The organism is Acidobacteriota bacterium (genome assembly GCA_033549365.1).
Classification (GTDB): domain Bacteria; phylum Acidobacteriota; class Aminicenantia; order Aminicenantales; family Saccharicenantaceae; genus JAWSUF01.
Genome location: JAWSUF010000006.1, coordinates 209,875 through 235,125, shown reverse-complemented (window position 1 = coordinate 235,125; position 25,251 = coordinate 209,875). Strand labels below are relative to the sequence as shown.

At 60.2% G+C, this 25,251-nt stretch carries 21 protein-coding genes and 1 tRNA gene; 11 read left to right on the top strand and 11 right to left on the bottom strand.

Annotated elements, in window-relative coordinates; all coding sequences use genetic code 11:
• Nucleotides 1–53 precede the first annotated feature (53 nt).
• Nucleotides 54–2,783, top strand: a complete 2,730-nt coding sequence (locus tag SCM96_10690) for a DUF5695 domain-containing protein (protein MDW7761090.1) — start codon at nucleotides 54–56, stop codon at nucleotides 2,781–2,783.
• Here the strand turns inward: SCM96_10690 and SCM96_10685 are convergent.
• From SCM96_10685 to SCM96_10665, 5 genes are read right to left on the bottom strand one after another with little or no spacing between them, the layout of a single operon-like run.
• Nucleotides 2,780–3,364 carry a TrmH family RNA methyltransferase gene (locus tag SCM96_10685; protein MDW7761089.1) on the bottom strand — a complete coding sequence of 195 codons (585 nt, stop codon included), beginning with the start codon at nucleotides 3,362–3,364 and terminating at the stop codon, nucleotides 2,780–2,782. The genes SCM96_10690 and SCM96_10685 overlap by 4 nt on opposite strands.
• A 9-nt stretch (nucleotides 3,365–3,373) precedes the next feature.
• Nucleotides 3,374–3,922 carry an isoprenylcysteine carboxylmethyltransferase family protein gene (locus tag SCM96_10680; GenBank protein MDW7761088.1) on the bottom strand — a complete coding sequence of 183 codons (549 nt, stop codon included), beginning with the start codon at nucleotides 3,920–3,922 and terminating at the stop codon, nucleotides 3,374–3,376.
• Entirely contained in the window at nucleotides 3,900–4,937 is a 1,038-nt protein-coding gene (locus SCM96_10675) for a glycosyltransferase family 9 protein (GenBank protein MDW7761087.1), read from the bottom strand. Before SCM96_10675 ends, SCM96_10680 begins: the two co-directional genes overlap by 23 nt.
• The gene (locus SCM96_10670) at nucleotides 4,924–5,430 is read right to left on the bottom strand and encodes an adenylyltransferase/cytidyltransferase family protein (GenBank protein ID MDW7761086.1); all 507 of its coding nucleotides are present in this window, start codon (nucleotides 5,428–5,430) and stop codon (nucleotides 4,924–4,926) included. Before SCM96_10670 ends, SCM96_10675 begins: the two co-directional genes overlap by 14 nt.
• Nucleotides 5,427–6,428, bottom strand: coding sequence for a PfkB family carbohydrate kinase (locus SCM96_10665; protein ID MDW7761085.1), 1,002 nt, complete (start codon nucleotides 6,426–6,428; stop codon nucleotides 5,427–5,429). The genes SCM96_10670 and SCM96_10665 overlap by 4 nt, the downstream gene beginning before the upstream one ends.
• 101 nt (nucleotides 6,429–6,529) lie before the next feature.
• Here SCM96_10665 and SCM96_10660 point away from each other — a divergent pair.
• A tRNA-Leu gene (locus tag SCM96_10660) sits at nucleotides 6,530–6,615 on the top strand.
• Nucleotides 6,616–6,727: 112 nt separating this feature from the next.
• On the opposite strand, the gene SCM96_10655 is transcribed toward SCM96_10660, so the two are convergent.
• The 5 genes from SCM96_10655 to SCM96_10635 form a co-directional block, all read right to left on the bottom strand.
• Nucleotides 6,728–7,411: a DUF6305 family protein gene (locus tag SCM96_10655; protein MDW7761084.1), complete on the bottom strand. Its 684-nt coding sequence runs from the start codon at nucleotides 7,409–7,411 to the stop codon at nucleotides 6,728–6,730.
• A 49-nt stretch (nucleotides 7,412–7,460) separates the two neighbouring features.
• A complete protein-coding gene (locus tag SCM96_10650; protein ID MDW7761083.1) occupies nucleotides 7,461–9,203 on the bottom strand; it encodes a C69 family dipeptidase in 1,743 nt (580 codons plus the stop codon).
• Nucleotides 9,204–9,280: 77 nt separating this feature from the next.
• Nucleotides 9,281–10,444 (bottom strand): succinylglutamate desuccinylase, encoded by a 1,164-nt coding sequence (locus tag SCM96_10645; protein ID MDW7761082.1) that lies wholly within the window; start codon nucleotides 10,442–10,444, stop codon nucleotides 9,281–9,283.
• A 13-nt stretch (nucleotides 10,445–10,457) separates the two neighbouring features.
• Nucleotides 10,458–10,613, bottom strand: coding sequence for a hypothetical protein (locus SCM96_10640; GenBank protein ID MDW7761081.1), 156 nt, complete (start codon nucleotides 10,611–10,613; stop codon nucleotides 10,458–10,460).
• 28 nt (nucleotides 10,614–10,641) lie between these two features.
• The gene (locus tag SCM96_10635; protein ID MDW7761080.1) at nucleotides 10,642–11,955 is read right to left on the bottom strand and encodes a C4-dicarboxylate ABC transporter; all 1,314 of its coding nucleotides are present in this window, start codon (nucleotides 11,953–11,955) and stop codon (nucleotides 10,642–10,644) included.
• 71 nt (nucleotides 11,956–12,026) lie between these two features.
• Between SCM96_10635 and SCM96_10630 the strand changes: the two genes are divergently transcribed.
• From SCM96_10630 to SCM96_10615, 4 genes are all read left to right on the top strand, one after another.
• The gene (locus SCM96_10630) at nucleotides 12,027–13,529 is read left to right on the top strand and encodes a sugar ABC transporter ATP-binding protein (protein MDW7761079.1); all 1,503 of its coding nucleotides are present in this window, start codon (nucleotides 12,027–12,029) and stop codon (nucleotides 13,527–13,529) included.
• A 2-nt stretch (nucleotides 13,530–13,531) separates the two neighbouring features.
• The gene (locus tag SCM96_10625) at nucleotides 13,532–14,506 is read left to right on the top strand and encodes an ABC transporter permease (GenBank protein MDW7761078.1); all 975 of its coding nucleotides are present in this window, start codon (nucleotides 13,532–13,534) and stop codon (nucleotides 14,504–14,506) included.
• A gap of 72 nt (nucleotides 14,507–14,578) precedes the next feature.
• Nucleotides 14,579–15,568 carry a substrate-binding domain-containing protein gene (locus SCM96_10620; protein ID MDW7761077.1) on the top strand — a complete coding sequence of 330 codons (990 nt, stop codon included), beginning with the start codon at nucleotides 14,579–14,581 and terminating at the stop codon, nucleotides 15,566–15,568.
• A complete protein-coding gene (locus SCM96_10615) occupies nucleotides 15,552–17,057 on the top strand; it encodes a hypothetical protein (protein ID MDW7761076.1) in 1,506 nt (501 codons plus the stop codon). The genes SCM96_10620 and SCM96_10615 overlap by 17 nt, the downstream gene beginning before the upstream one ends.
• Here the strand turns inward: SCM96_10615 and SCM96_10610 are convergent.
• Nucleotides 17,054–19,846, bottom strand: coding sequence for an SUMF1/EgtB/PvdO family nonheme iron enzyme (locus SCM96_10610; GenBank protein MDW7761075.1), 2,793 nt, complete (start codon nucleotides 19,844–19,846; stop codon nucleotides 17,054–17,056). The genes SCM96_10615 and SCM96_10610 overlap by 4 nt on opposite strands.
• 100 nt (nucleotides 19,847–19,946) lie before the next feature.
• On the opposite strand from SCM96_10610, the gene SCM96_10605 reads away from it, so the two are divergent.
• Genes SCM96_10605 through rodA form a run of 5 tightly spaced genes read left to right on the top strand, consistent with a single transcriptional unit; the run spans nucleotide 19,947 to nucleotide 25,229 of the window.
• Nucleotides 19,947–20,978 (top strand): rod shape-determining protein, encoded by a 1,032-nt coding sequence (locus SCM96_10605; GenBank protein MDW7761074.1) that lies wholly within the window; start codon nucleotides 19,947–19,949, stop codon nucleotides 20,976–20,978.
• 21 nt (nucleotides 20,979–20,999) lie between these two features.
• Nucleotides 21,000–21,830: a rod shape-determining protein MreC gene (gene mreC, locus SCM96_10600; protein MDW7761073.1), complete on the top strand. Its 831-nt coding sequence runs from the start codon at nucleotides 21,000–21,002 to the stop codon at nucleotides 21,828–21,830.
• Between the two features lie 13 nt (nucleotides 21,831–21,843).
• Entirely contained in the window at nucleotides 21,844–22,326 is a 483-nt protein-coding gene (gene mreD, locus SCM96_10595) for a rod shape-determining protein MreD (protein MDW7761072.1), read from the top strand.
• A 7-nt stretch (nucleotides 22,327–22,333) separates the two neighbouring features.
• A complete protein-coding gene (gene mrdA / locus SCM96_10590) occupies nucleotides 22,334–24,145 on the top strand; it encodes a penicillin-binding protein 2 (protein ID MDW7761071.1) in 1,812 nt (603 codons plus the stop codon).
• Nucleotides 24,138–25,229, top strand: a complete 1,092-nt coding sequence (gene rodA, locus SCM96_10585) for a rod shape-determining protein RodA (GenBank protein MDW7761070.1) — start codon at nucleotides 24,138–24,140, stop codon at nucleotides 25,227–25,229. Before mrdA ends, rodA begins: the two co-directional genes overlap by 8 nt.
• Nucleotides 25,230–25,251 lie beyond the last annotated feature (22 nt).

The window sequence follows — 25,251 nt, the reverse complement described above, 5'->3', positions numbered from 1 at the left end:
CCGGGATATCGACAACGGCCCGGTCATGATAAGACCCTGGGCAGGAGGACGGCATGATAAGGAGGGAAAAAGCGGTCGCGGCGGTTCTTGTTTTGGGGTTGATTTTCCCGGCGACATCGTCTTTTTCTCAATGGAAGAACCTTGAGGCATTGCCGGAAACTCTGGGGCTCAGGGACGGGATTCTGGATTTTGACACGCCGGTCTTTCATCTTCAGCTGGTCAAGGCGTCCCAAACGGTCGCCGCTCTCAGGCCGAAAGGCGGGGACGGATTTGACTACACCCCCTCCGAAAACCTGAAGATCCGCGGAGGCAACCATTGCTATCATTTGGGCGATCTGACTTTAAGGGTCAGAGTGGGGGAGGATCGCCGATGGAAGGACTATTCGACGGCCGCCGAACGAGGATCCGTGAAACCCATCGATCCGGGACCCGGCGGCCTCGCGTCGTCCGATCTGGCCGGGACGCTTGCCGAAGACTTTCCGCTGCAGGCGCTTCGCACCTGGGAGGTGCGTGACGGAAATCTGGGGCTTCGATTTGTCCTGAAGAACAACGGTGACCGGCCCGTCGAAATCGGCTCCCTGGGGATTCCCTTGATTTTCAACAACATCCTGCACGGAAAAGACCTGGACCGGGCCCATGCCTCCTGCGTCTTTGCCGATCCGTATATCGGTCTGGATGCGGGTTATCTTCAAGTCGCCCGCCTCCACGGCCGGGGATCCGTCCTTCTTGTTCTGCCTTACGCCGGGACTCCGTTCGAAGCCTATCGTCCGCTCCTTGACGATCCGACACCCCGGGGGGTGACGTTCGAGGGATTTCATGAATGGATGGTTCACAGCCGGGCTCATGCGGAAGAGGACTGGTCCGAGGCCGAACCGTGGAACCGTCCGACATCGAGGCGTCTCAATCCCGGCGAGTCGGCCGTTTACGGCGTGATGTTCGTTCCGTCCGAATCTCTGCGGGCCGTCGAATCGACGCTGATCGGGCATCGCCGCCCGGTCGCCGTCGGAATTCCCGGCTATGTCCTGCCGAAAGATATCTCCGCCCGCTTGTTCCTCGGCCATTCAGCGGAGGTCCGCTCCATGGACGTGGAGCCGGCGGCGGCGTTGACGGTGCGTGAAGACGCGCCGGCGCCCAACGGCTGGAAAACCTACCGGATTCACGGCGAGGAGTGGGGGAGGGCCCGCTTGACCGTCACCTATGCCGACGGCTTGAAACAGTCTGTTCACTACAACGTCATCAAGCCCGAGGCGGAGGTCGTTTCCGACATGGGGCGTTTCCTCACCCATGAACAGTGGTACGACAACCCGTCGGATCTTTTCCGCCGCAGCCCGTCGGTCATAACCTATGACTATGAGTCCATGAGCCCTGTTCTGGAAGACAACCGGGCCTGGATCGCCGGTCTCAGCGACGAGGGAGGGGCGGGCTCCTGGGTGGCCGCCGTTATGAAACAGTTGGTCCGGCCCGATGCCGGGGAACTGGCCAAACTCAGGCGCTTTTTCTTCGAGACCTTGTGGGGCGGCATTCAGTACAGTGAAGGCGACAGGAAATACGGCGTCAGGAAAAGCCTGTTTTTCTACGAGCCCGAAAAGATGCCCGAAGGCACATACAGCGATGCCGTCAAATACGGTTCGTGGTCCTCTTGGAAAAGGGAAGAGGCGGAATCCACGGTGCGTTCCTACAATTATCCCCACGTCGCTGCAGCCCATTGGGTTTTTTACCGCTTGTCGCGGAACGCCGAAGGGTATGTTCCCGAAAAAACATGGGATTGGTACCTTGAGAAGGCCTGCCGGACGGCTCTGGCCATGGTCGAACAGGCTCCGGGATACGCCCGGTTCGGTCAGATGGAAGGGACCATTTTCCTCATGATTCTGCTCGATCTGCAGAGGGAAGGGCTGACCGAACTCGCGGAACAACTCGAAGCGGCCATGAAGAAGCGCGCCGATCTCTGGCGGTCTCTGGCCTATCCCTTCGGTAGCGAAATGCCCTGGGATTCCACGGGTCAGGAGGAAGTCTACACCTGGTCGAAATACTTCGGCTATGAGGACAAGGCCCAGGTGACCCTTGATGCCATTTTGGCCTATATGCCGACGGTCCCGCACTGGGGCTACAACGGAAGCGCCCGGCGCTACTGGGATTTTGTCTATGCCGGAAAACTGAGGCGGATCGAACGCCAGCTTCACCACTACGGATCGGCCCTGAACGCCGGCCCGGTGCTGGCCGCATTCCGGGAAAAACCAGGAGATCTTTATCTGCTGAGAGTCGGTCATGCCGGAGTTATGGGGGCGCTTGCCAACATCACGCGCGAGGGATTCGCTCCGGCCGCATTTCACTCCTATCCCTCCACGCTTCGCATCGACGGCATTTCGGGGGACTACGGCCCGGGATTTTTCGGCTATGCCATGCACACCGGAACCTATGTCGTGGATGACCCGGATTTCGGCCGGCTGGCTTTCGGCGGCGAGATCGCTCCGGAAGTCGGGTGGATCTCGGTCATCCCGAAGAACAGTGCCCGCTCCCGGGTCTATCTGGCTCCCTTGGGGCTTTGGCTGACTCTCGATTCCGGAAGTTTTGAGAAGGTCGAGTATCGGGAATCGGATGGAAGAGTCAGGATAACCCTGGCGCCCCGGAATACGCATGTCGCCCAAGCCGGGCTGCGCATCGAACAGCCGGCCCGCCCGGCCGGCACCGGCGATTATCGGCTTACGGCCGCTTATCCCAAGGAACGGGGAGCCGCCATCATCCCTCTCGGTTCGAAAGTCACCCGGGTTGAGCTCGTTCGTTAGTCCGGCAGGAGCCACTGCCGTTCGAGGCGCTCGAGTTCGGAGGGTGAGAGGCGGGGACGGTCATACATCCCCTTGGCCTGTCTTTGCCGGAAAGCTTCGTAGAGGACGATCGCAACGGAAACCGAGAGATTGAGGCTCTGGACCATTCCGACCATGGGGATGGCGATGGTTTCGTCGGCGTAGCTCAAGGCTTCCGGGGTCAGGCCGGCCGCTTCGCTGCCGAAAACAAGAGCCGTGGGAGTCGTATAATCGATCCGATCGTAGGGCAGCGCTCGGGTACCGATCTGAGCGGCGACGATTCGGAATCCCGCTTTTTTCAGATCCGGCAGGCAATCGACGGCGGCCCGGTGAACCCGCCATTCCAGCCATTTGTCGGCCCGTGTCGTGATGGCTTCGTTGAGCTTGAGGGCTTCGGCCTGAGGGGCGATGATGTCGAGGTATAAAACGCCGCAGGCGTCACAGGTCCGGGCCACGGCGCTGGCATTGTGGGCGATGGACACGGCGTCCAGAACAACCCGGAGATCGGGCTGGCGTTTGGCCAAGACTTCGCGGACGCGGGCGATGCGTTTTTCCGTCGGCACGGTGAAACTCTATAATAGAATCATTTTGGCGGCCAGGACGAGCCAGACGATCAGGGTGGCGACGGCGGCCCGATATTCCCGGTTAATCGTGTACAGGCGGCGATCGAAACGGGTCCCGTTGCGGGCGGCGCGGCGTAGACCGGGAAAAAACAGCGGCACTTTTTTTGCGAAATCATCGTATTTTTCCATGAACAGACGGCGCATCCGTTTCCGTTCCTTGACGATGATCAATGGATAAAAGACGCCGAAGTATGCCGTCAGGAGTGCCAGAACGGGCCAGGAGCGGGCCGTGACCGCGACGCCGGCTCCGATGATCAGATTGCCGAGATAGAGGGGATTCCGGGTGTGGCGGTAGGGACCGGATACGGCCAAAATTTTTTCCTTGTTCAGGTGGCCGGAGGCCCAGGCTCTCAGGGCCAGTCCTGCAAGGGCCACGGCGCCCCCCGCGGCGAGGGACAAGATGGTGGGCCGGGCCAGGACGCCCACGGCCAGAATGAAGACGGTTCCCGTTCGCACGCGCCAGCGGTAGAGAGCTTCAACGATTGGATGATCCGTCATTGTCTTTCAGCACGTTCTCGGCCTGCTCGGCGACTCGATCGGGGTCGAGACGGCTCAGGCATTCCAGGCGGGAACATTCCCTTTTATAACAGGGATGGCAGGGAATTGGCAAGTGAAGGGTTTTGTCCAGCGGTCCGAAGGGTCCGTTCCGGGCCGGGTTGGTCGGGCCGAAAATCCCGACAACGGGCGTTCCCAAAGCGCAGGCGGCCTGGAGGGCGAAGGTGTCTCCGCTGAGGAGAAGGGCGGATTGTTCTATCAGAGCCAGGACTTCCGCGATGCTCATGAAAGGCGCCGGGACGGCTCCGGTTTTGGCCGCCAGGTCCCGGGCGATGCCGCGTTCGATATCCGTTCCCCAGAGGATAAGGGGAAAGATGTCCGGCGTTTTCAGCCGGCTGAGAACGGAAGCCCACTTGTCGGCCGTCCACCTCTTGGTCTCCCAGGCGGCGCCGACGTTGATGATCACGATGCGCGACGGAGGGGAAAACCCGAGTTCCTGGATTTTGCCGACGACGCCGGCCCGAAGATTCGGGGGAATCTCGATGGGAAAGTTCCAGCCGCCGTCGATGATGCCGAGGTTTTCAAGAAGCCCGAGATTCCTGGCGATGACGTGCCGATTCTCGTCGGCTTCGCGGGCCCGTTCGGTGTAGAAGACTCCGGCCGCCGGTTCCCGCAGGTTGGCCTTGGCGAAGCCGATCCTTCGCCTGGCGCCGGAAAGGCGGGCCGCCGCGGCCGACTTCAACAATCCCTGAAAATCGAGCGCCGTCCGGTTCCGGTCGCGTAGCCGCCGCAACCAGCCTTTCGAGCGGGCGACAATGATCTCGTCGATTCCCGGGACGAGATCGAGAATGTCTTTTCCCGCCTTCTCGACCAGCCAGGAGATGCGTGCGCCGGGAAAGGCCTTTCGCAGGGCCGCAAAGGCCGGCAACGTGTGAATGATATCTCCCAGGGAACTGAGACGGATGACAAGAAAGGACTCATCCGGACGGCCGGAAGACCGGGAATCAGCGGTCGCCACGTCCGCCCCCCTGTCGCCGGGCCGCCGTCAGATTCCGGATGACTTCGGATGTGGAGCGGATCTTCGGGCCTCCGGCGATGAAGATCTCTCCGCCGTAGGCCCTGACGACCGCCCGTTCCGGAACGGTGTCGACGGAATAATCCGAACCTTTGGCGTGGACGTCGGGTTTGAGGGTTCGGAGGATGTTTTCGACGTTGTCTTCGGCAAAGATCGTGACGTAATCCACGAATTCGAAGGCGCAGAGGATCTCGGCCCGCTCGTCCTGGGGAAGAAGAGGGCGGCCGGGTCCCTTGAGCCGCCGGGTCGAAGCATCGCTGTTGAGGGCGACGATAAGAATATCGCCGGCCGATTGACAGTGGCGGAGATAACGGACGTGTCCGGCGTGGATGAGATCGAAGCAGCCGTTGGCCAAAACAACCTTTCGGCCCTTTCTCTTTTCTTCTCTGACAATGCGGGATAGGCGGGAGAGGGATTTGAGTTTGTCCGGCTTCACGAGAGAATCGCCTGCCGGAGTTCTTCGCCCGAAAGGACGGCTGCGCCTTTTTTCATGACCACGACGCTTCCGGCCCGATTGGCCAGTTGGGCGGCTTCGCGGAAGGATGCGCCGGCGGCCAGGGCGAGAGTGTAAACACTGATGACCGTATCGCCCGCCCCCGTGACGTCCACGATGTCGGAAGGGCCGTGGGCGGGAATGTGATAGGGAGGGCGGCCGGTTTCGAAGAGAATCATGCCGCGGGCCCCCCGCGTAATCAGAAGGGCCGGCGACCGGAGACGGCGGAGAAGATCGCGTCCGGCCTTCCGCAGCGTCGGGTCTTCTTCCCGGATATCCCGCTGCAACGCATCCCGGACTTCGGTTTCGTTCGGTGTGGCCGTGGTTCCGCCTGGAAAATCAAGAATGCGGAAACGGGAATCCAGCGTGACGGACCTTTGTTTCCCGCGGAAGACGGGAGAGGCGGATTTGAAGATTTCCGGATCGACCGCTCCGTAGTTGTAGTCCGAAACCAGAAGGCCGGCGCAATTCCGGACCAGATCGCGGAGCGCCGAGGAGAAGCTCTTTTTTATGTCGGCTGCGGCGGGAATCCGGCTTTCCCGGTCGATGCGCAGGATCTGCTGCTTGCGGGTGTTGTGTTCGCCGGCCAGAACGCGGGTTTTGAGAGGTGTGGCATAGCCCGGAACCTGAAGCATGTGATCCGAGGCAATGCCCATTTTTTTCAGCATGGCCAGGATTTTGCGGCCGGCGTCATCCAGGCCGACGGCGCCGACGGGGACGGGCTGAGCCCCCAGGGCTTTGAGGTTCTGGAGGGCGTTCCCGGCCCCGCCCAGGGTGAATTCCCGGTCACTGTAAGACAGGATCAGAACCGGGGCTTCGCGGGAGATCCGGCGCGTGGTTCCATAAATGTATTCGTCCAGAATGAAGTCGCCCCAGACGGCGATCCGGTGTCCGGCCAGGCGCCCGGCGATTTCAAGAAGGCGGACGGTGTCTGTTTTCATGGGGTTCAAGTGAAGCTTTTTTTATCACACATGACGATCGGAAATCAACCGGCGCAGCGGCCTGTTGACCGGTGTCCTCGAATTTGTTACATATGGGACGGGCCGGAGTGGCGGAACTGGCAGACGCGCTGGACTCAAAATCCAGTCCCTGGCGACAGGGGTGTGGGTTCGATTCCCACCTCCGGCATACAAGAATTCAAAACCGGATCGTGACCGTCGTTCCCTCCTTGCGGTCGATGTCCATTGTTCCGTCGATCTGATTGACGGGATCCGAGACGATCTGAAGCCCGAAGCCGTTTTCAGGTTTTTGTTGACATGCCGAAGGCCTGCTGGAGAACGCCGACCAGGCCGAGCGCGAAATCGATCTCCGTGAGCGGAATGCCGTTGTCCTGGGAAATCTTCGTGAACCGGCCGTCCTTGTTGGCGTCCTTGGTGACGACGAGATAATCCGCAAAGGGGGCGACGGCGTCGATCATGCGCTCGTTGTCGCTGCCCGGAGCGCCCCGCTTGGAGGTTCCCCCGACGTGGACGGCGATCATGAAAATCTTTTGGCTCTTGCAATGGTCGACGATCTTTTTCAGGCGGTTGACTTCGTCGTCCACGGTCAGGCCGGAGGCGCCCATTCCCTTGAGGCTGGCGCCGATCGCGAAGATCACGGTCTTGTAGGGCGTGCCCTCGGGGTGCTTGTCGAGGTCGGAGTGGACCTCGGCGTAAAACCCGCCGCCCTCCTGGGTTGTCTGTCCGCCCAACCCGACACCGGCCGCGATGATCTCGACTGTGGGGACGTCGCAATAATCATAGGGAATTCCGGCTTCCTCGCAGATGATGTTCAGCGTGGTGATATCGGGGCTCTGGCCCGCCGATGTCGTCAGAACCGGAAGTTCGGCCTTGGGCACGTCGCCGCCGGACGTCCATCCCGACGGGGCTGTGAGAAGAATCCCGGCTGCAATCGCCAGAAAAACGGGCAAGCGATATGTTTTCATCAATTCAACTCCTTTGTCGCCGCATCCGGTTCGAGCCGGACGTCGGAGGTTATTTTTTCTTGGTCGGCTCGATGCCGTGGTAACGGATGACCTCTTTCAGCCATTCTTCCGGATAGGGGAGGTCGATCCGTGTGCGCTTCACCGGGTCGTAGATGCTGAGGCCCCGGTATTTGACGATGAGGTCGTCGCCGAGTTTCCACCAGGCGTTGACCGCGCTTTCGGCATTCCGGATGCTGTACATGTTGAGGAAGTCGGCCGCCTTGGCCGGGTCTTCCTTGTGCAGGCGCAGGGCCAGGTCGTCGATCATGCGGGTCCGCTCGATGGCGCCGCCCTCCCAGACTTCGATGGCCGCCTGAACATCCTTGATGGCGTGCGAATAGGCCACCTGGGCCAGGGTGTCGACGTAATCGAAGGCCCAGCGGGCCGAGCCGCGGTCGAATTCCCAGTGATCGCCGATCTCGAAGGAATGCGGGATTTCGGCCGCCCCGAGATAGAACGGCATGTAGCAGGCCGTATCCTGCGCGCCGAAAGCGATCCAGAGGATGCCGCCGATCTCATTCGGCAGGCCTCTCCGGACCTGGGTGATGGTCGTGTATTCGGCCCGGTTGACGCCGATGGGACGGGGCGTGGGATAGGTCTGATCGCCGACGCGAACGGGGCGTGGGTGGTAGTTCGGATTGCTGAACGGCCCGCCGCGGAGACCGGCTCCGGTGTCGAAGGGCGTTCCCTGGTATTTGTCCCGGGTCATGTTCATGACGTCCTGGAGCGAGAGCTTTTTGTCGGGTTTCACCGAGAACGGGAAATCCATATTCGGGGTGTCGGGACTGAATTTCTTCGAAGGGGCGGCCAGATCGAAAAACCGCCACATCCGGGCTCGGGATCCGCCGCTGGCCGTGGCGCTGGTGTCCGCCGGAGAATAGGCGTGCTTCCAGCTGAAGGGTTTTCCGCTGTCGGGGTTGTACAGCTTTTTCTCGACGGCGAAAGAAACGACGTGCTTCGAGGCCATGAAATAATCGGGCTTGGTGAGGTCGATTTCCCCGATCCGGGACTCGTTGGGGCAGACGCTGACGTGATCGTCCGGCACACGCTGGGCGCACCAGACGGCTCCCGGTGTTCCGGAATCGGGCGACCACAGCGGACCGACCGGCATGATTTCGAAGATCCAGATTTCGTCGGGGTCGGAGACGGCCAGCATCTCGCCGTCGTCATGGAATCCGTAGCCGTAAGTTTCGGCCAGCTCGCCCATGATGCGGATGGCGTCGCGGGCGGTCTTGGACCGCTCCATGGCCAGGAGCGTCAGCATGGTCAGGTCGATCTGGGCGGACGGCGTGGAATTGATGAGTTGGCGATGGGTTCCCGTGGTGGATTCGGAGATGGCCACCTGGTTTTCGTTCATGTAGCCGAACATGCCGTGGTAGTACCCATAGGTGCGGGAAGGCTGGGGGATTTCGAGGCCGCTGAAATCATCCCGATATCGCTCCCATTTCAGGCCCTGGGAGGGCGGCCAGGTGTGGTACTGGGAAATGCGGTAGATTTTTCGGGTTGCGCCCTCCGCGTGTTCGGCGCCCGGAACCCAGCGGAACGTCCAGTCGCAGACGCCGCAGTCGGCGGTATGGGTGCTGATGACCGAGCCGTCCGTGGATGCGTCCTTGCCGACCAGGATGACGGTGCAGCCCTCGGGACCCCACTGTCTTTCGGGCCGGGCGTCGTCGACGGCCGCGGAAAACGATCCGGCCGCGAAGATCAGGGCCAGGACGAGGACGGAATTCCGCCATAATGTCCTTTTTGTCATGAGATACCTCCGAAGATGAAAATCCATCATTTTTTCGTATGCCGATACCATATCCGTTTTTCCGGCGAATTTCAATGTCAATAGAGGTGGATGCGGTCCGAAGGAACCGTTGCCGGATCCCGGAAATAGAATCCGATGCCGTTCTCGACGATGTCCGCATAGCGGGGGACTCCGCTCAAAACGACGGCCCGTTCCGGTGTTCTCCGGGAAAACTGGTTGAGAAGCTCCAGGACGGTCGAGGTGTGCTGGCCCACCCGCTTATCGATGGGCCAGCCGTCGGCGTCATAAGGGACGAAAAGCTTGCCTTTTTCCGAGAGGCGAAGAAGGAACGGATCCTTTCCGTCGAGAAGGAGCTCAACGGTTTTGGGGCCGGTCGGCTGGTCGAGAAAAGGCATCGGGGCTTCAAGAAGAAACGGCAGGGTGTCCGAATAGTCTCCGATTTCCCTGTGGGACAGGCCGCGGAATCCTGAGGGTGAGGGCTCGACGTGGGAATCGAATCCCTCCCGGGCTTTGACGTTCAGGGCGGTCATGGTGGCCAGCCGCATGGATTTTTCCGGAGCGACAATGCAGTTCGTGACCGGAAACATGGTCTCGGCGCCGTGGATGTCGACGGCCAGGTCGACCGCTTCGCGGCGCATGAGTTCCATGGCCGCAAACGTCACCCGCTCCATCAGGGCGCCGTCAGGGCGTCCGGGCCAGGTCCGGTTGGTGTTGCGGATATCGAGGAAGGAGAGGAGCTGGCGGCTCGGATAGTGGATGGTGACGTCGGGATCGGGCCATTGATCGAGAGGGGAGGCGTCCCGGTTGCCCATGCGAAATCGTTTTTCTCCCCAGGGCGTTTCGATTTCGAAAAACAGGGGATATCCGTCGCCGGGCCGTGTCGTCCGGCTGGCGCTGTGGTTGAATTGGGGAATGACGATGAGCGTGCCGCTTTCGACGACGGCGTTTTCGAGCAGAATGAGCACCGAGAGGATCCCGTCGGGCTCGTTGGCGTGGGTGTTGCCCATGATGAGGGCCTTGCCGCCGGGATGCCCGCTCTCCAGGAAAAAGACCGGCGTGTCGGCCATGGTCCCTTTGAGCCCGGGGCCGTAGTCGCTCAGATAGGCGATGCGGGTCACGCCGGGGCCGGCCACGATGGGCAGCCGGTGATGGCGGTGGCTGTAGAGCTGAAAACCGCCGAGGATGAGGACCGCGGCCGTCGCCGCGAGCCCCGCACTTTTGATTTTCCAGGGATGTTTCATCGACGGACTCCTTCTACTTCACCCGCAGGAGGCGCAGGACAAGCGGAATCATGACGATCAGATAATGGATCGCGTCATGCGTGCTGTCCTTTTCTTCGATGAAATTCAGGATCAGGATGGCCAGAATTCCGGCGCTGATCGCGTAGTACAGTCCCATGATGACGGTCATGGCGATTCTCCTATGTGTTTCATCGCGGTCACATGCTCCAACGCACAAGAAAGCTCAGCTTGGCGCTGTAGACGATCATGAGAAGGCCTGTGGCCGTAATGACCAGCCAGGGCAGCCAGGTGCTTCGCAGGAAACTTCCGTAGGTGCCCTTATAGTCCGAGACCATGATGCTCAGCCGGCCGATGAGAGCCGTCGGCGGCAGTCCGTCGCCGAGCGGCCAGAGCAGGCTGAGTCCGGCGATGACCATGGTGGCGTGCAAGCCGATCGAGTCGAAAAACCAGACGAGAGGGATGCCGAGGACGGCGGCTCCTCCGTAAGTCAGAACACCCTCCGAAACAGGGATGACAACGGCCAGCAGCATGATCAAAAGGACGAACGGTGTGCTGATGACGAGAAAGGACAGTAGGCCGCGGACCCCGGTCGTGGTCATGATCTGCTGGAGCATGCCGACGACGACCATGGTCGTGAGAAGAGGGAGGAGTCTTTTGACGGTTGTCCGGGCCAGACGGATCAGATGAGGGCGTTTCGGGCTGACCAGCCAGGCGACGAGGCCGGCGATCGTGAACTGAAGAGGGAGGCCCATGATGGGCAGCGCGAAAGGCCACATGCGTGCGGCGATCACCAGGCCGAAAAAGATCAGAAACGGCAGAATGACGCGCCACCAGGTCATGCCCGCCGGCACCTCGGGGATGGCGGCGAGGGCCGTTTCCCGGCTGACGGGATTTTCTTTTCTGAGGCCCAGGGTCAGGACCGTGAACGTCCCGAGAAGCAGCACCGGGATGCCGAGCGGCAGTTCGAACCCCACATAGGGAATGGCCGTTCCGGCGGAAAGGATCATGGCCCAGATGTTGACCGGGGGAGCGGCCGCGCTCAATCCGGCCGTGATGAAGAGGATGGCCGCCGTCCGTTTTCCGGAAACGCCGAGCGCGGAGAGGGCCATGGCCACGGGAGCACCGACGACAAGGAGCGAGACGCTCCCGGCTCCCGTCAGGGCGCCGGGAATGAGAATGATGATCATAAGCACGAGAAGTGCGATCACCCGCATATTGACAAAGGCGCGGACCGTGCCCCGGACGGCGTAGATCACGCCTCCGGATTCCGAAATGACGGCCATGAAAAGCGTGGCCGTCACGAAAACCAGGATGACGTCCAGGTAGGTGAAGGACCCCTCAACGAGGTGGCGGGCCAGCTCGCCGAGCGGGGGCGTCTTGATGAAGGCGCCGGCCAGGCCTCCGGCGACGGCCGCCGCCAGCATGCTGAGTTCGACCGACAGCTTCCGGAAATGCGCCACGGCGTAGGCCGCGGCCATGACGGCCAGGATGAGGACGATTTGCAACTCCATGGAATCCTCCCGCGGGCATTCTAACTCCGGCATCCGTGAGAAGTCAATTTTATGCTAGAATTCAAAAAACGATGCTTCTGGAAATGTCCGGAATCTCCAAGGCTTTCTCGGGAGTCCCCGTTCTCCATGATGTCTCCTTTGAGCTCAAAGCCGGCGAGGTTCACATTTTGGCGGGAGAAAACGGGGCCGGGAAAACGACTCTGATGAAGATTCTGGCCGGAGTTCATACCGATCACGCGGGAGAAATCCGGATCGAGGGCCGGCCCGTCCGTTTCAAATCCCCCCATGATGCCTCGATCGCCGGCATCTCGGCCATCCATCAGGAGATGTCTCTGGTTTTGTCCATGAGTGTCCGGGACAACATTTTTCTGGGACGGGAAAAAGCCTCCGGCGGATGGATGGATTTCCGGACCGAATCGAAGCGTGCGGCGGCTCTCCTGGAGAACCTGGCCATCGATGTCGATCTCGATCGGGAAACGGGAGACTATCCCGTCGCCGTCCGCCAAATGATAGAAATCGCCAAGGCGCTCGTTTTCGAAGCGAAGATCTTCATCATGGACGAACCGACGAGCGCACTCAACGATGTCGAGGCCGGGACATTATTCAAGCTGATCCGGAATCTGAAAGAAAGAGGTTGCGGAATCATCTATATCTCCCACCGTATGGAAGAGATCTACCATATCGGCGATCGCATCAGCGTCCTCCGCGACGGCCGCGCCGTCGGCACGGCCCCGGCCTCCGAACTTCCGCAGCAGAAGCTCGTGAGCTGGATGGTCGGCCGGGAAATGTCCGGACAGTTTCCGCCCCGGGCGGCTCATCCGTCCGGGACGGCTCTTGAAGTCCGGGGTTTTCGGCTGGCCGATCGGTCGAGAACAGGAAAATGGGCCATTCGGGACGCTGATTTCGATCTTCACAAAGGGGAGATTCTCGGCCTGGCCGGTCTTCAGGGCTCGGGCAAAAGCGAGCTGCTGAACGGCCTGTTCGGGACATACGGTCGTCCGGCGGCGGGTTCGGTACGGATCGACGACCGGCCGTTCATGATCCGCTCGCCGAAAGACTCCATTCGCGCCGGCATCGCCCTTCTGACCCATGACCGTAAATCCACCGGGCTCGTTGCCCCGATGAGCCTGGCACGCAATATCACCCTGGCATCAACCGACCGATTTTCGCCGGGAGGCTGGATGCGACTCGAGCGGGAAACCCGGGCCGCGGCCCGTCACGTCGACTCCCTGGGCATTAAAACGCGTTCGATCGATCAGGAAGTTCAAACGTTGTCCGGCGGAAATCAGCAGAAAGTCGCAATCGCCAAGTGGCTGGAAACCCGGCCCCGGGTCCTGCTCCTGGACGAGCCGACGGCCGGAGTGGATGTCGGGGCCAAGCATGACATCTACGAACTGATGAACGTCTGGACATCGGAAGGTCTGGCCGTTCTGCTTGTGACGTCGGAAATCGAGGAACTTCTGGCCATGTCCGACCGGATTCTCGTTCTCCATCGTGGACGGATCACGGCGGAATTCCGGAAGGGAGAGGCCGCCCGGGAAGAGGTCATTCGGGCGGCGATGGGAGAAACATGAACATGACGATTCATCTCCGCTCGTCCGCCGTGCGGGCCTTGATCGCCCTGATCTTCGTTCTGGCCCTGGGCGCCCTGTTCAACGCCGAGGGCGCCTTTTTCAAGTGGGACACCCACCGAGACATGCTCCGGCATATCTCGGTTTTCGGCATTCTGGCCTGCGGCTTGACCCTGGTCATCATCACCGCCGGAATCGACCTCTCCGTGGGAAGTCTATTGGGTTTCACGGCGGTTCTTTTCGCCCTGCTGTCTCTTCGCCTGGAATTGTCCGCCTGGCTGGCCGTGCCCGCCTGCCTGGCCGCCGGCGCGTTGTGCGGGTGCGTTTCGGGAGGCCTGATCGCCAAATTCCGCATCCAGCCTTTTATCGCCACTCTGGCCATGATGGTCTTCGCCCGGGGAATGGCCAAATCGATCTCCGGAGGGCAGAAAATCACTACGGCGATTCTGCGGCCTGACGGAACATATCATTACGCCGACGTTCCGGGCGTCTTTGCTTTTCTGAATTCCAAGATCCTGGGGCAAAACATTGCCGTCGTCACATTGATTTTTCTGCTCTGCATCCTGGTCTGTTGGATTATTTTGTCCCGCCTTCGCTGGGGGCGTTACATCTATGCCGTCGGCGGCAACGAAGAGGCGGCCCGGTTGTCCGGCGTGCCCGTTGCGGCAACCAAGATTCTGGCCTACGGGCTGAGCGGATTTTTCTGCGCCGTGGCCGGGCTTTGTCAGGCGGCCCAGGAACTTCAGGGAGATCCCGAAACGGGGATCAGTTACGAACTGACGGCCATTGCCATTGTCGTCATCGGAGGCACGAATCTGATGGGAGGGCGAGGCGGCATCGGGCTGACATTCATCGGAGCGATGACCATCGGCTACCTGGAAAAAATCCTCAGCATCAACGCCGTCGGCGAAGCCGGACGATTGATGCTGACGGGCGCCATCATCGTCGGGGCCGTCCTTTTTCAGAAATACCGGAAATAACGGCAGGATGATATTCATGAGGACATTTGGTATAAAGGGAAAATAAAATCATAAGGTTGAGAGGAGCCGTCAATGAAGAGATTCCTGAGTCTCGTCCTTATTGCCTCCGTCGCCTCCGCGGCCGCCTGCCGCGATGCCGGGAAGACGACATCGGAATTTGAAGAGAAAGGCCGCCCGGAAAAAATCCTGACTATCGGCATGAGCCAATGCAACCTCGGCGAGCCTTGGCGTGTGCAGATGAACCAGGATATCAGAACGGAAGCCGATCTTCATCCGGAAATCCGCGTGATTTTCAAGGACGCCCAGAACGATTCGCTGCGGCAGAGATCTCATATCGAAGAATACGTCAGTGCCGGAGTGGATGCCATCATCGTCTCTCCCAAGGAAGCGGCCCCTCTGACTCCTCCGATCGCGGCGGCCTACGAACGGGGCATTCCGGTCATCGTTCTCGACCGCCGGGTCCTCGGCGACCGCTACACCTGTTTCATCGGAGCGGACAACAAGTCCATCGGCCGGGCGGCCGGCGAATGGATCGTCGGGCGTTTGGGCGGGAAGGGCCGTGTCGTTGAACTCAAGGGCCTGATGACCTCGACTCCCGGCCAGGACCGGCACACCGGCTTCCGTGAAGGCATCCGGGGAAGCGAAATCGAAATCGTCTTCGAGGCCGACATGAAATGGCTGGAGCCCGATGCCCGCAAGGAAATGGAATCGGCCCTGGCCCGATTCGACAGGATCGATCTCGTCTATGCCCACAACGATCCCGGCGCCCGCGGCGCCTACCTCGCCGCCCGGGCCGCGAACCGGGAAAAGAGCATGATTTTCGTCGGGATTGACGCCCTTCCTTATGAAGGTCAGGCCTATGTGCGCCAGGGCATCCTGGAGGCCAGTTTTGAATACCCGACGGGAGGCAAAGAGGCGGTGCTTGCGGTTCTCGACATTCTGAAGGGCCGGAGCGTCGATAAGGAAATTGTTCTGCCCTCCCGGGTTTTCACGACAAAGAACATCGATGCGGGAGGCGAATGGATCACAAGTGAAGGAGACACCCTTGAACAAGATCGTTGACATCTATCTTCCCCTCGACAGCCGGGACAGCGCGAACGCCGAAGTCTGGCCGGTCGCCCTTAAACAGCTCGATGGGCTTGCGGCGGTGATTCGGAAATGCGGTTGGGAGCCTCAGGTTCTCACCCCGGACAAGCCCGTCTCATCCGTGGCCGAGGGGATGCGGATCATCCGGGCGGCGAAAGGCGACCGTTTCATCAATCTCATGTCCGGATGGGCTTATCCGGATTTTTCCGTCAGTCCGATGTGGCGGCTCCCCGCCGATATCCCGAAGCTTCTGCTCGGCAGTGCCCTTGCGGATTTCCCCGGAGCCGTCGGATTGCTGGCGGCGGCCGCCGGAACCGAACACATGGGCATCCGGACAAGCCGCCTGTTCGTCGAGGATTTTTCCGATCATGAATCCTACGCGGCCGCCATGGCTGCGTTTCTTGACAAGGGACGCTATGCTCCGGAGTTGCCGGATTCGATAGAAGTGCCGGTCATGGAGAGAGATGCCGCGAAAGCCCGTTCCGTTGTCGCGGCGCTGGCAGGCTCCATCTACGGTGCCGTCGGACCCCGCTCCATGGAGATGTGGAACAAGATTTCAGAAGCCGACTTCCTGAAGCATTTCGGTGTCGTGCGAGAGGGGTTCGACGGTCTGCGTCTCGCGAAAATGGCGGAGAAAGTCCCCGACTCCAAAGCCCTCGGGGCTTACGATTTCCTGCAAAGGAAGGGAATGGCGTTCAAGCTGGGTCAGGATCCGTCTGTGTCGCTGACTCATGACATGGTCCTTTTCCAAATGAAAGTCTACTACGCGCTTCTCGAACTGAAAAAACAGTTCGGTCTGGATTTCCTGGGCGTCCAGGACCAACTCGACTGGATCGAGCACTATCCCGCGACCGACCTGACGCTCGGCCTTCTGAACAACAGGCTGCGTCCCAGCGGCGATGGGGAAACCGTTGTGGCATCGACCGAGGCCGACGACGGCGCCGCTCTGACCATGCAGATCCTGAAGCTTCTTTCCGGCGGCGAGCCCGTCGGATTCAACGATCTGCGATACTGGAATTCCAAGGGCATCTACTGGCTCGTCAATTCCGGCGCCCTGGCCCCGTTCTTCGCCAAGGGAAGCCATGACAGGCTCGAGGGAGCCTGGTCGGAGCGGCAGACACCCATGTATTTCGGGAAAGGCGGGGGAACCTGTTCCGTTGTGGTCCGCGCCCCGGGCGTCGTGACATGGGCCCGGATCTCCTACCGCGATCACGGCCTCTATCTCTGCGCCGGACGAGGGGTGACGGACGTCCCGTCCGAGGAAACCTGGAAAGTCCGTTCCGGCAACTGCAATCCCGAATGGCCTCATTGGTACATCAAGATGTGCGGCAGGATCGAACACTTTATCAACTCCAACCACCCCATCACGGTCCTCGGGGATCATCTGGGAGCCCTGAAAGCCCTGGCCGCGGAGATCGGAATCCCCTTCGAATGTTACGACCACATGAGGCCGGAGGAACTTTAAAAAGCGTCCTTGACGCAGCGGAAGCCGACCGTGGCCGAGCGGTCGAGGCCGGGCGCGATGAGCAGATGGATCTGGACGCGATCGACGGCCAGCGGGCCGCTCTTGACGTACCAGACGCTCGTTTCCGGGGCATAGTGGCTGCCGCCCCGGATGATCGTGTAGGCATAGACGCCGTTGTCGTAGAGGTCGCCCGTAAGTTGCCAGACGTTTCCAACGAGGTCCATGACCCCAAAGGGGCTTGCGCCTGCGGGATAGGCATCCACGGGAGTCGTCCGGTTCAGCCGGTCGTTGCAGCGATCCGGTTCCGTCTCGTTTCCCCAGGGAAACTTGCGGCCGTCCGTTCCCTGGGAGGCATATTGCCATTCGGCTTCGGTCGGCAGGCGTTTCCCGGCCCATGCGGCATAGGCCCGGGCATCCTCAGGGCAAATCCAGACGACGGGGTGATTCTCCCGTCCCGCCGGAGGCTTGCCGTTCTCCCAGTGTTTCAGGAAATTGGATGCGTCTTGAGGCCGGTATTTTGAAGCCTTGAGAAAATCCTGAAATTGAGCATTGGTCACGGGATAGCGGTCCATGTAGAATCGGGGCATATTCAGGTTCTGCGGCCGCTTGGTGTCGGGATAGGGGATGACGGGGTTGGCGTCGTCGGGGTTTCCGGCCGTGGCAAAGATAAACGTTCCGGCCGGGATTTCGACCATGCCTTCGGGCGCTCGGGAGGCGGCCGGGGTCTTCTCGATCTTTGAAATGAGCCGGGGATGTCCGAGCGGCAGACGAAAGACCCGCTGGTCGAGAAGCGCGCCGCCGCCGTCGAATAACTGGACGACGATTTTTTCCTCGTGGAAGCCGAGATGCTCGTGGAGAACGATCGTCCGTCGTTCGGTGTCGAATGAGACCGAATGCGCCTCGTAAGTCGGATTTCCCGCCGTGACGACGATCCGGCTTCCCGGCGGCGCCTCCGGCGCTTCCATTGTCAGGAATCCCCGGTCCGGTTCGGCCAAGAGAATCTTCGGCAAAACGGCCACACAATCGACGCCGCCTTCAAGCCTTGTGCCGAGATCAGCCCGGCTGAAAGCCCCAACATCAACCGGGACGTAAAAACGATCGTCCTGCTCGACCCAGTCCAACTCCTCATGGTTCCAGAGGCTGACAAGGCGGAGTCCTTCGCGCTTTTCAGCTTCGAAGAGCGCCCCCTTAAACCCGTCGGGTTTCAGGCTGAACACGGTAAAAACCGTCTTGCCCTCAGCGGTCCACCGGTTGACCCAAACATCGTCGATCATCGTCGGAATGAGAGGCTGCCACGACAGGTCGACGAAGACATCGGAGTTTTCGCGGAGGATCTTCGTTGTCCGGCCGAGATGGCGAAGTTCCTCCTCGATCCATTCCGGGCGGCCGGGCCGCATGGTGTTGATCTCGACGCCATACCCGTTGAAAAGCGCCACGGAAGATTCCCGGCGGAGCGGACCCTCGGCCAGTTGGAGAACGCGGAAGATCGCAAAATCCGGCTTGATGAACTTGTTGAGGTTCAGCGGCGGCGGTATGTAGAGGGCGTCGTGGACGCGCCCGGAGACAATTCCCGGCATGTCCTTCGGCACGGCCATTCCCTCGCTGTACATGATGATGCCGGGTTTGACCCGGTCGGCCGTTTCCTGAAGCTCGCGGCTGGAGTCGCCGCGTGTATCGAGGACGATGCCGTCGGCGTCGAGGGTGCGAAGCATGGATTCCATGCCGGCCAGGTGATCCTCGTGACGTGTGCTCTCGTCCCAGGGATTGTAGGAGATGAAATACTTTTTCCCCAGACTGTGGGCGAGATCGACCTGGCGTCGAAGCTCGGCGAGACCGCCCGGAAGTTCCCGGTACATGTCCCACTGATTTCGGGAGTCGAGGCCGAGACGGGGCCAGGTCGGCCAGATGGTGTAGATGTCGAACCCGCCGAGAAAGCGGTCCCAGGCCGTGAGCGTCTCGTCGAAGGCGTATCGCCCGGCCTCGCGGTCGTAGTAGCCGTGGTCCCAGGCGAACTGGAGAAGCATGAGATAGGCTTTCCGGATCCAGTGGAGATCGGGCCTCCGGAAGAGAGTATCGTCGAAGTCGTCCAGGTCATGAAGATATCTTTCACGGAACATGATCTCCAGACCGCGGCGCCAGCCCCCGGGATGAGTCTCGAACCAGAGGCTGTATTCCAGGCGGCCTCCGGGTTCGAGAACGGCCGCCCAACGCCGAATCTCCGCCTTTTCGTGGGCCCTGCGACGGGCCAGGGCCGTCAGCGAAGGGCCGTCCGCAATATCGACCGAACAGAACCCCAGATGCCAGGCGTTGTCGGGAAGAACGACGCCGAGCGGATTCAACCCCGGCCGATAAAGAAGGGTCCGGCTTAAGTAATGGGGCCGCACGTAGGGCAGACCGGCCGTTATGAAGGCGCGGTCGCCGCCTTCGCCGAGCGGCACGAGGTTTTCGATCTTGATGGTGTTTTCGGAGGTGTTCCGAAAGACGACGGACAGCCGGAATCCGGGACGGAAGACTTCATCGCGTTCGATTTCGAGCGAAATGCCGAGGGGAAGTCCGTCGGACGAGGACGGTTTGTCGTCGAGGAGAAGAGTGAACAGGGGGAAAGCCTTTTCGAGGCGAAGGGTTGTTCCATTGTCAAAAACCAATCCCGTGATCGCCGTTTCCCGTCCGGCCGGGCCGCCGGATAAAACGAGGTTTCGGAGCTCGGGGGCCGGATCCCCTCTCATCGGGCCTGCGGCGCATAAGACAGCCGCCAGGAACAGAGCGCGTGTTGTTTTTCGGGATGTCATGCGGCCATTTTAGCATAAAAGTCCGCCCGTGCCGTTGATTACTCCGGCGAAATATGGTACACACAAGCATATCCGTGAAGTGCGCGAGCGAGAGTCGAACATGAGCGTTATCAGTTGGATCAAGGAAAGGCTGTTTTGCGATCTGGCCATCGATCTGGGCACCGCCAACACCCTCGTCTTTCTCAAAGGAAAGGGCATCATCGTCCAGGAACCTTCCATAGTCGTGATCAACAAGGCCAACGGAAAAGTCGAGGCCGTCGGGATCAAAGCCAAGGAGATGCTGGGAAAGACGCCCGCCTCCGTCATCGCCATTCGTCCGATGCGGGACGGGGTCATCGCCGATTTCGAAGTGGCGGAAAAAATGCTCGATTTCTTTATCAAGCGGGCCATGAACAACCGGGGATTTCTTCTCCGGCCGCGGATCATCATCGGCATCCCGACCGGCATCACCCAGGTCGAAAGACGGGCCGTCAAGGACGTGGCCATGCGGTCGAGAGCTTCGGAGGTCTATCTGATCGAACAGCCCATGTCGGCCGCGATCGGCGCCGATTTGCCGATTTCCGAACCCATGGGCAACATGGTCGTCGACATCGGCGGCGGCACCACGGATATCGCCGTGATCTCCCTGAACGGCGTCGTCTTCAACCACTCCATCCGCACGGCCGGAAACGAGATGGACGAGGCCATCATCAATTACCTCAAGAAGAAGTACAATCTCCTCATCGGCGAAAAGACGGCCGAAATGGTCAAGATGCAGATCGGTTCCGCCTATCCCCTGGACAATCCCGTGACCATGGAGATCAAGGGCCGCGATCTCCGCGAGGGCATCCCCAAGACCATCGTCGTCGACGACCAGGAGATCCGCGAGGGCATCGAGGATGTCGTCGGCTCCATCGTCAACGCCGTGCGCATCGCTCTGGAAAGAACGCCTCCAGAACTTTCGGCGGACATCATTGACCGGGGCATCATTCTGACGGGAGGTGGCGCGCTACTGAAGAACCTGGACAAACGCATCCGTGAGGAAACGCAGCTTCCCGTGTTCATCACCGAAAACCCCCTGACCACGGTCGTTCTCGGCGCCGGCAAGATGTTGGACGATATCGAGCTGCTCAAAAAAATCTCCCTGATCTAGTCCGGGAGCTCAAGAGTCGGCATGCCGCTGTCGTTAAAGGAAAGAAAAAGCTTTCTCGTTCTCGGGTTGCTTCTGGCCTTGCATCTGGTCCTCATCTCCGTTCAAGTGCCTTTCGGGGCGGAGCGCACGCTTTTCGAAAGGGCCGCCTTCACCGTTTTTTCCCCTTTCCAAAGGCTCTTTTCCGCTGCGGCGGGAGGCTTTTCCGATGCCTGGCGGAACAACATTGGTTTGAGGCGGGCCCGGGCGGAAAACCAGCGTCTGAAAAAAGACCTGTTTTTCCTGAGCCAGAAAAATGCCTTTCTTCTCGCGGAACTTGCCGCCGCGCGCAGCCAAGACAAGGCCCGGGCCGCACTGGAGGGCTTTCGCAGACATCTCATCACGGGCCGGGTCATTGGAGTCGACGCCGCCAACGTCTTCAGTTCCGTGACAATCAATAAGGGACGCCATGACGGCGTCGTTCCCAATCTGGCCGTTTGCGATAGAAACGGTTTCCTCATCGGACGGACGATCGAGCCGATTTCCCGGCGGGAAAGCCGTGTCCAACTCATCACCGACGACGACAGCGGCGTCGCCGTCATCGTCGAGGGAGGCGGCGCATCCGGGATTCTGTCGGGGGATTCCCGAACCGGCACATGCCGCCTGAAATATATCCTGGCCACGGATCCCCGGGGCGAAAAGGGTCAGGTTCTTTTAACCACGGGACATGACGGCATTTTCCCGCCGGGAATTCGGGTCGGTGTCATCGAGTCCGTTGATTCGGGCGGGGTTCTGTTCAAAACCGTGGATGTCCGGCCTTTTTTCAAAATGAGCGCCCTGGATGTTGTGGCCGTCCTGGGAACGAAGACGGAGTGAGAGCGACGCCGTCATGAAAAACTTTTATGAAGTCGCGGCCGCGGTTCTGGCCTCCATTTTTCTTTTTTCGATCCTGGTTTTGATCCATCCCTCTCTGGTTCTTGTCATCAATCCTTTTGCCCTGGCCGTCATTTATCTGGCCATTGTCAAGGGAGAGATGTTCGGCGCCTCGGCCGGAACGGCCTGTGGTCTTGTTCAGGACGCTTTTTCCATGGGCGTTTTCGGCCATACCGGTCTCACGAAGACACTCATGGGGTTTCTGGCCGGTTCGATTTCCCGCAAGATCAACATTGCGCCGTTTTCGCGCAGGTTTCTTTTCGTGTTTCTGCTGAGCGCGGGGGAATTGGCGCTCTGGACGGGCCTCGGCCGACTGCTTTCGGCCGGGCGCGCGTCTTTCGGAAGTGAATGGATTCTGCTGCAGCCTCCGGCCGTCGCTCTGGCGGTCAGCCTGGCCTTCCATATTCCGGGTTGGTTCAAGGCCCGGAGGAAATCGTGAGCTTCGCATGACTGAAGAAAAATTCTACGAAGATCTGTCGCTTGTCCGAAAAAGAGTGCGGATCGCGGTCGCGGCTCTCGCCGTTCTATTTTTCGCCGTGCTGTTTGCCTACTGGAAGCTCCAGATCGTCGATCATGCGAAATTTCACCGTTTGGCCGAGAGCAATCGTCTCCGGGAGCGGGCGATTCCCTCGTCGCGCGGATTGATCCTGGATCGCAACGGCGTGATTCTGGCTGAAAACACGGCCGGTTTCCGGGTTTCGCTGATTCGGGAGAACATGGCCGAGCGGGACGTTTCCGTAAAAAGCGTCAGCCGGCTTCTCGAAATGGACGAGGAGGTCCTTCTCGACCGCATGGAAAAATTCAGCGGACGGCCGTCCTTCGAACCCGGCGTCATCAAGGACAACCTGACTCTGGAAGAGGTGGCTCGGATCGAAAGCCGGCAGAAAGAATTTCCCGAGCTTCTGGTCGAAATTGAAGCCCGCAGATCCTATCCCTTCGGGCCGGCCGGGGCCCATGTTCTTGGATATCTGCAGGAGATCACGGAAGGCGAAATCCGGAATTCCCCGTCCGGCAGAAGGCGGCTGGGAGACATGGTCGGCCGGACGGGGATCGAACGTCATTACCAGGACCTGCTGGCCGGACGGGATGGAAAAGCCCTCCATGTCGTGGACAGCCATGGCCGAAGCCGCGAAATCATGGAGAAGGATGAACCGATCAAGGGAACGAATATCCGTCTCAGTCTGGACATCGATCTCCAAAGAAAAGCGGAACAGCTTCTCGAAGGGCGGGAAGGATCGGCCGTGGTTATGGACGTCGAAACTGGAGATATTTTGTGCCTGGCCAGCTTTCCCACCTTCGATCCAAACCGTTTCATCAGCCGTTTTTCTCCGGAGGAATGGTCGGAACTCATGGAAGATCCGTCTTTTCCCCTGGAGAACAGGGCGATCCGCGGCCTTTACGCTCCGGGCTCGATCTTCAAGCTGGTCATGGCCGCGGCCGGCCTGGAATCGGGTTTGATCAACGAGACCATGACTTATGCCTGTGCGGGCTCGATCCAACTTTACGGAAATGTTTTCCATTGCTGGTTTCGGCCCGGGCACGGCGCCCTCAATCTGGCCGAAGCCATCCGGCAGTCCTGCAATGTCTACTTTTATCACATCGGACGCAGGATGGATGTCGACGACATCGCCCGATTTGCCGGACTTCTGGGACTCGGCCGGTTGACAGGGATCGATCTTCCGGGGGAGAAGGAAGGCCTCGTTCCCACGGTCGAATGGAAAAAGCGCACGTCCGGGGCGCCCTGGTATCCCGGCGAGACGATTTCGGTATCCATCGGCCAGGGTCCTCTGCTGGTGACTCCCGTCCAGATGGCCGCCATGACGGCTGTTATCGCCAACAGGGGAAGAAAAGTCCGGCCGCGGATCAAGCTTTCCGACGGAGATGAATCGCGGGGGCGCCCTGCTGCGGACCTCGAAGATGTCGTTGTTCTCGACATCAAGCGGACAACCTTTGAAAAGATCGTGGAGGGCATGTGGCGGTCCGTCAATGCCCAGGGAACCGGCCGGGGCGCCGCGGTTGAGGGGTTCGATGTCTGCGGCAAAACCGGCTCGACTCAGGTCATCAGCCGGGAAAGAGCGGAGATCCTGGCCCGCCGCGGCCGGATTGTCAAAACACATTCCTGGTTTTCCGGCTTTGCTCCGCGCCGCAATCCGAGGATCGCCGTCGCCGTCCTGGTCGAGCATGGGGGCATGGGCGGAGAAACCGCGGCCCCGGTGGCCCGGGAATTGATCCGCCTTTTCAGGGACAAGTATGATTGACCGCCGGGTTTTCAGCGAACTGGATTGGAGACTTGTCTTTGTCATTCTTCTGCTTTGCGGAGTCGGGGTGGTGGTTGCGGCAAGCTCCGCCAACGTCATATCGGGTGACATCCATCTCCGGCAGGCGCTCTGGGTCCTTGCCGGCCTGACGGCCATGTTCCTTGCGGCCTCCCTGGACTACAAAATTCTGGCCTCCTACGCCCTCGGGCTTTATTTGGCCGTGAACCTCCTTCTCGTCGGACTGCTGCTGTTCGGTCGGATCATCGCCGGAACAGGGCGGTGGTTTCGGATCGGCGGCATCGGGTTCCAACCCTCGGAATTGGCCAAAGTCGTTCTCATCCTTGTCCTGGCTTCGATCTTCAGCGAGTATAAAAAGAGAACTTTGTCGGCCCCCGTGGCCGGGCTCGGTTTTGCCCTGACGCTGATTCCGGCGGTTCTGGTGATGCTCCAACCGGACCTCGGCACGGCCGCGGTTTTTTTCCCCATCATGCTCGCGGCTTTCCTCCTGGCCGGACTGAACCGGAAAGCCGTCGCCGTTTTCCTGATTGTCGCTGTGGCTCTCGGCCTTCTGGGATGGGGTGTTTTTCTCAAGGACTACCAGAAGAAACGTCTGACGACGCTGATCAATCCCTCCCAGGACCCAAGAGGCGCGGGATACCAGATTTTGCAGTCGAAGATCGCGGTGGGCTCGGGCGGTCTGACGGGCAAGGGATTTGCCTCCGGATCGCAGATCCAGTTGAGATTTCTTCCGGCCCGGCACACGGATTTTGTCTTTTCCGTGATCGGCGAAGAGTTCGGATTTCTCGGAGTGGCGTCAGTCATGATGCTTTTCGGGCTGTTCTTCAGGAGAATCTTTGCGGCGGCGGCGATGTCCCGTGACAGAATGGGCGTCTATATCGTGTTCATGGCCGGGGTGATGATCGCTTTCCAATTTTTCATCAACATCCTCATGGTCATCGGTTTCTTTCCCGTGACCGGAATTCCTCTGCCGTTTATCAGCTACGGAGGATCCTCACTCGTTGCCAACGGACTGGCCTGCGGTCTTGTTCTCAATGTCCGGATGAGGCGGTTCGCCAACGTCTAAGACCGAAACCACCGGAGAAAAT

What these genes read in the sequence shown, in the direction of transcription:
- SCM96_10690 (MDW7761090.1), top strand. Translation starts at nt 54, where the DNA reads ATGATAAGGAGGGAAAAAGCGGTCGCGGCGGTTCTTGTTTTGGGGTTG.
- SCM96_10680 (MDW7761088.1), bottom strand. Translation starts at nt 3,922, where the DNA reads ATGACGGATCATCCAATCGTTGAAGCTCTCTACCGCTGGCGCGTGCGA.
- SCM96_10665 (MDW7761085.1), bottom strand. Translation starts at nt 6,428, where the DNA reads ATGAAAACAGACACCGTCCGCCTTCTTGAAATCGCCGGGCGCCTGGCC.
- SCM96_10655 (MDW7761084.1), bottom strand. Translation starts at nt 7,411, where the DNA reads ATGAAAACATATCGCTTGCCCGTTTTTCTGGCGATTGCAGCCGGGATT.
- SCM96_10650 (MDW7761083.1), bottom strand. Translation starts at nt 9,203, where the DNA reads ATGACAAAAAGGACATTATGGCGGAATTCCGTCCTCGTCCTGGCCCTG.
- SCM96_10645 (MDW7761082.1), bottom strand. Translation starts at nt 10,444, where the DNA reads ATGAAACATCCCTGGAAAATCAAAAGTGCGGGGCTCGCGGCGACGGCC.
- SCM96_10640 (MDW7761081.1), bottom strand. Translation starts at nt 10,613, where the DNA reads ATGACCGTCATCATGGGACTGTACTACGCGATCAGCGCCGGAATTCTG.
- SCM96_10635 (MDW7761080.1), bottom strand. Translation starts at nt 11,955, where the DNA reads ATGGAGTTGCAAATCGTCCTCATCCTGGCCGTCATGGCCGCGGCCTAC.
- SCM96_10630 (MDW7761079.1), top strand. Translation starts at nt 12,027, where the DNA reads ATGCTTCTGGAAATGTCCGGAATCTCCAAGGCTTTCTCGGGAGTCCCC.
- SCM96_10625 (MDW7761078.1), top strand. Translation starts at nt 13,532, where the DNA reads ATGACGATTCATCTCCGCTCGTCCGCCGTGCGGGCCTTGATCGCCCTG.
- SCM96_10620 (MDW7761077.1), top strand. Translation starts at nt 14,579, where the DNA reads ATGAAGAGATTCCTGAGTCTCGTCCTTATTGCCTCCGTCGCCTCCGCG.
- SCM96_10610 (MDW7761075.1), bottom strand. Translation starts at nt 19,846, where the DNA reads ATGACATCCCGAAAAACAACACGCGCTCTGTTCCTGGCGGCTGTCTTA.
- SCM96_10605 (MDW7761074.1), top strand. Translation starts at nt 19,947, where the DNA reads ATGAGCGTTATCAGTTGGATCAAGGAAAGGCTGTTTTGCGATCTGGCC.
- mreC (MDW7761073.1), top strand. Translation starts at nt 21,000, where the DNA reads ATGCCGCTGTCGTTAAAGGAAAGAAAAAGCTTTCTCGTTCTCGGGTTG.
- mreD (MDW7761072.1), top strand. Translation starts at nt 21,844, where the DNA reads ATGAAAAACTTTTATGAAGTCGCGGCCGCGGTTCTGGCCTCCATTTTT.
- mrdA (MDW7761071.1), top strand. Translation starts at nt 22,334, where the DNA reads ATGACTGAAGAAAAATTCTACGAAGATCTGTCGCTTGTCCGAAAAAGA.
- rodA (MDW7761070.1), top strand. Translation starts at nt 24,138, where the DNA reads ATGATTGACCGCCGGGTTTTCAGCGAACTGGATTGGAGACTTGTCTTT.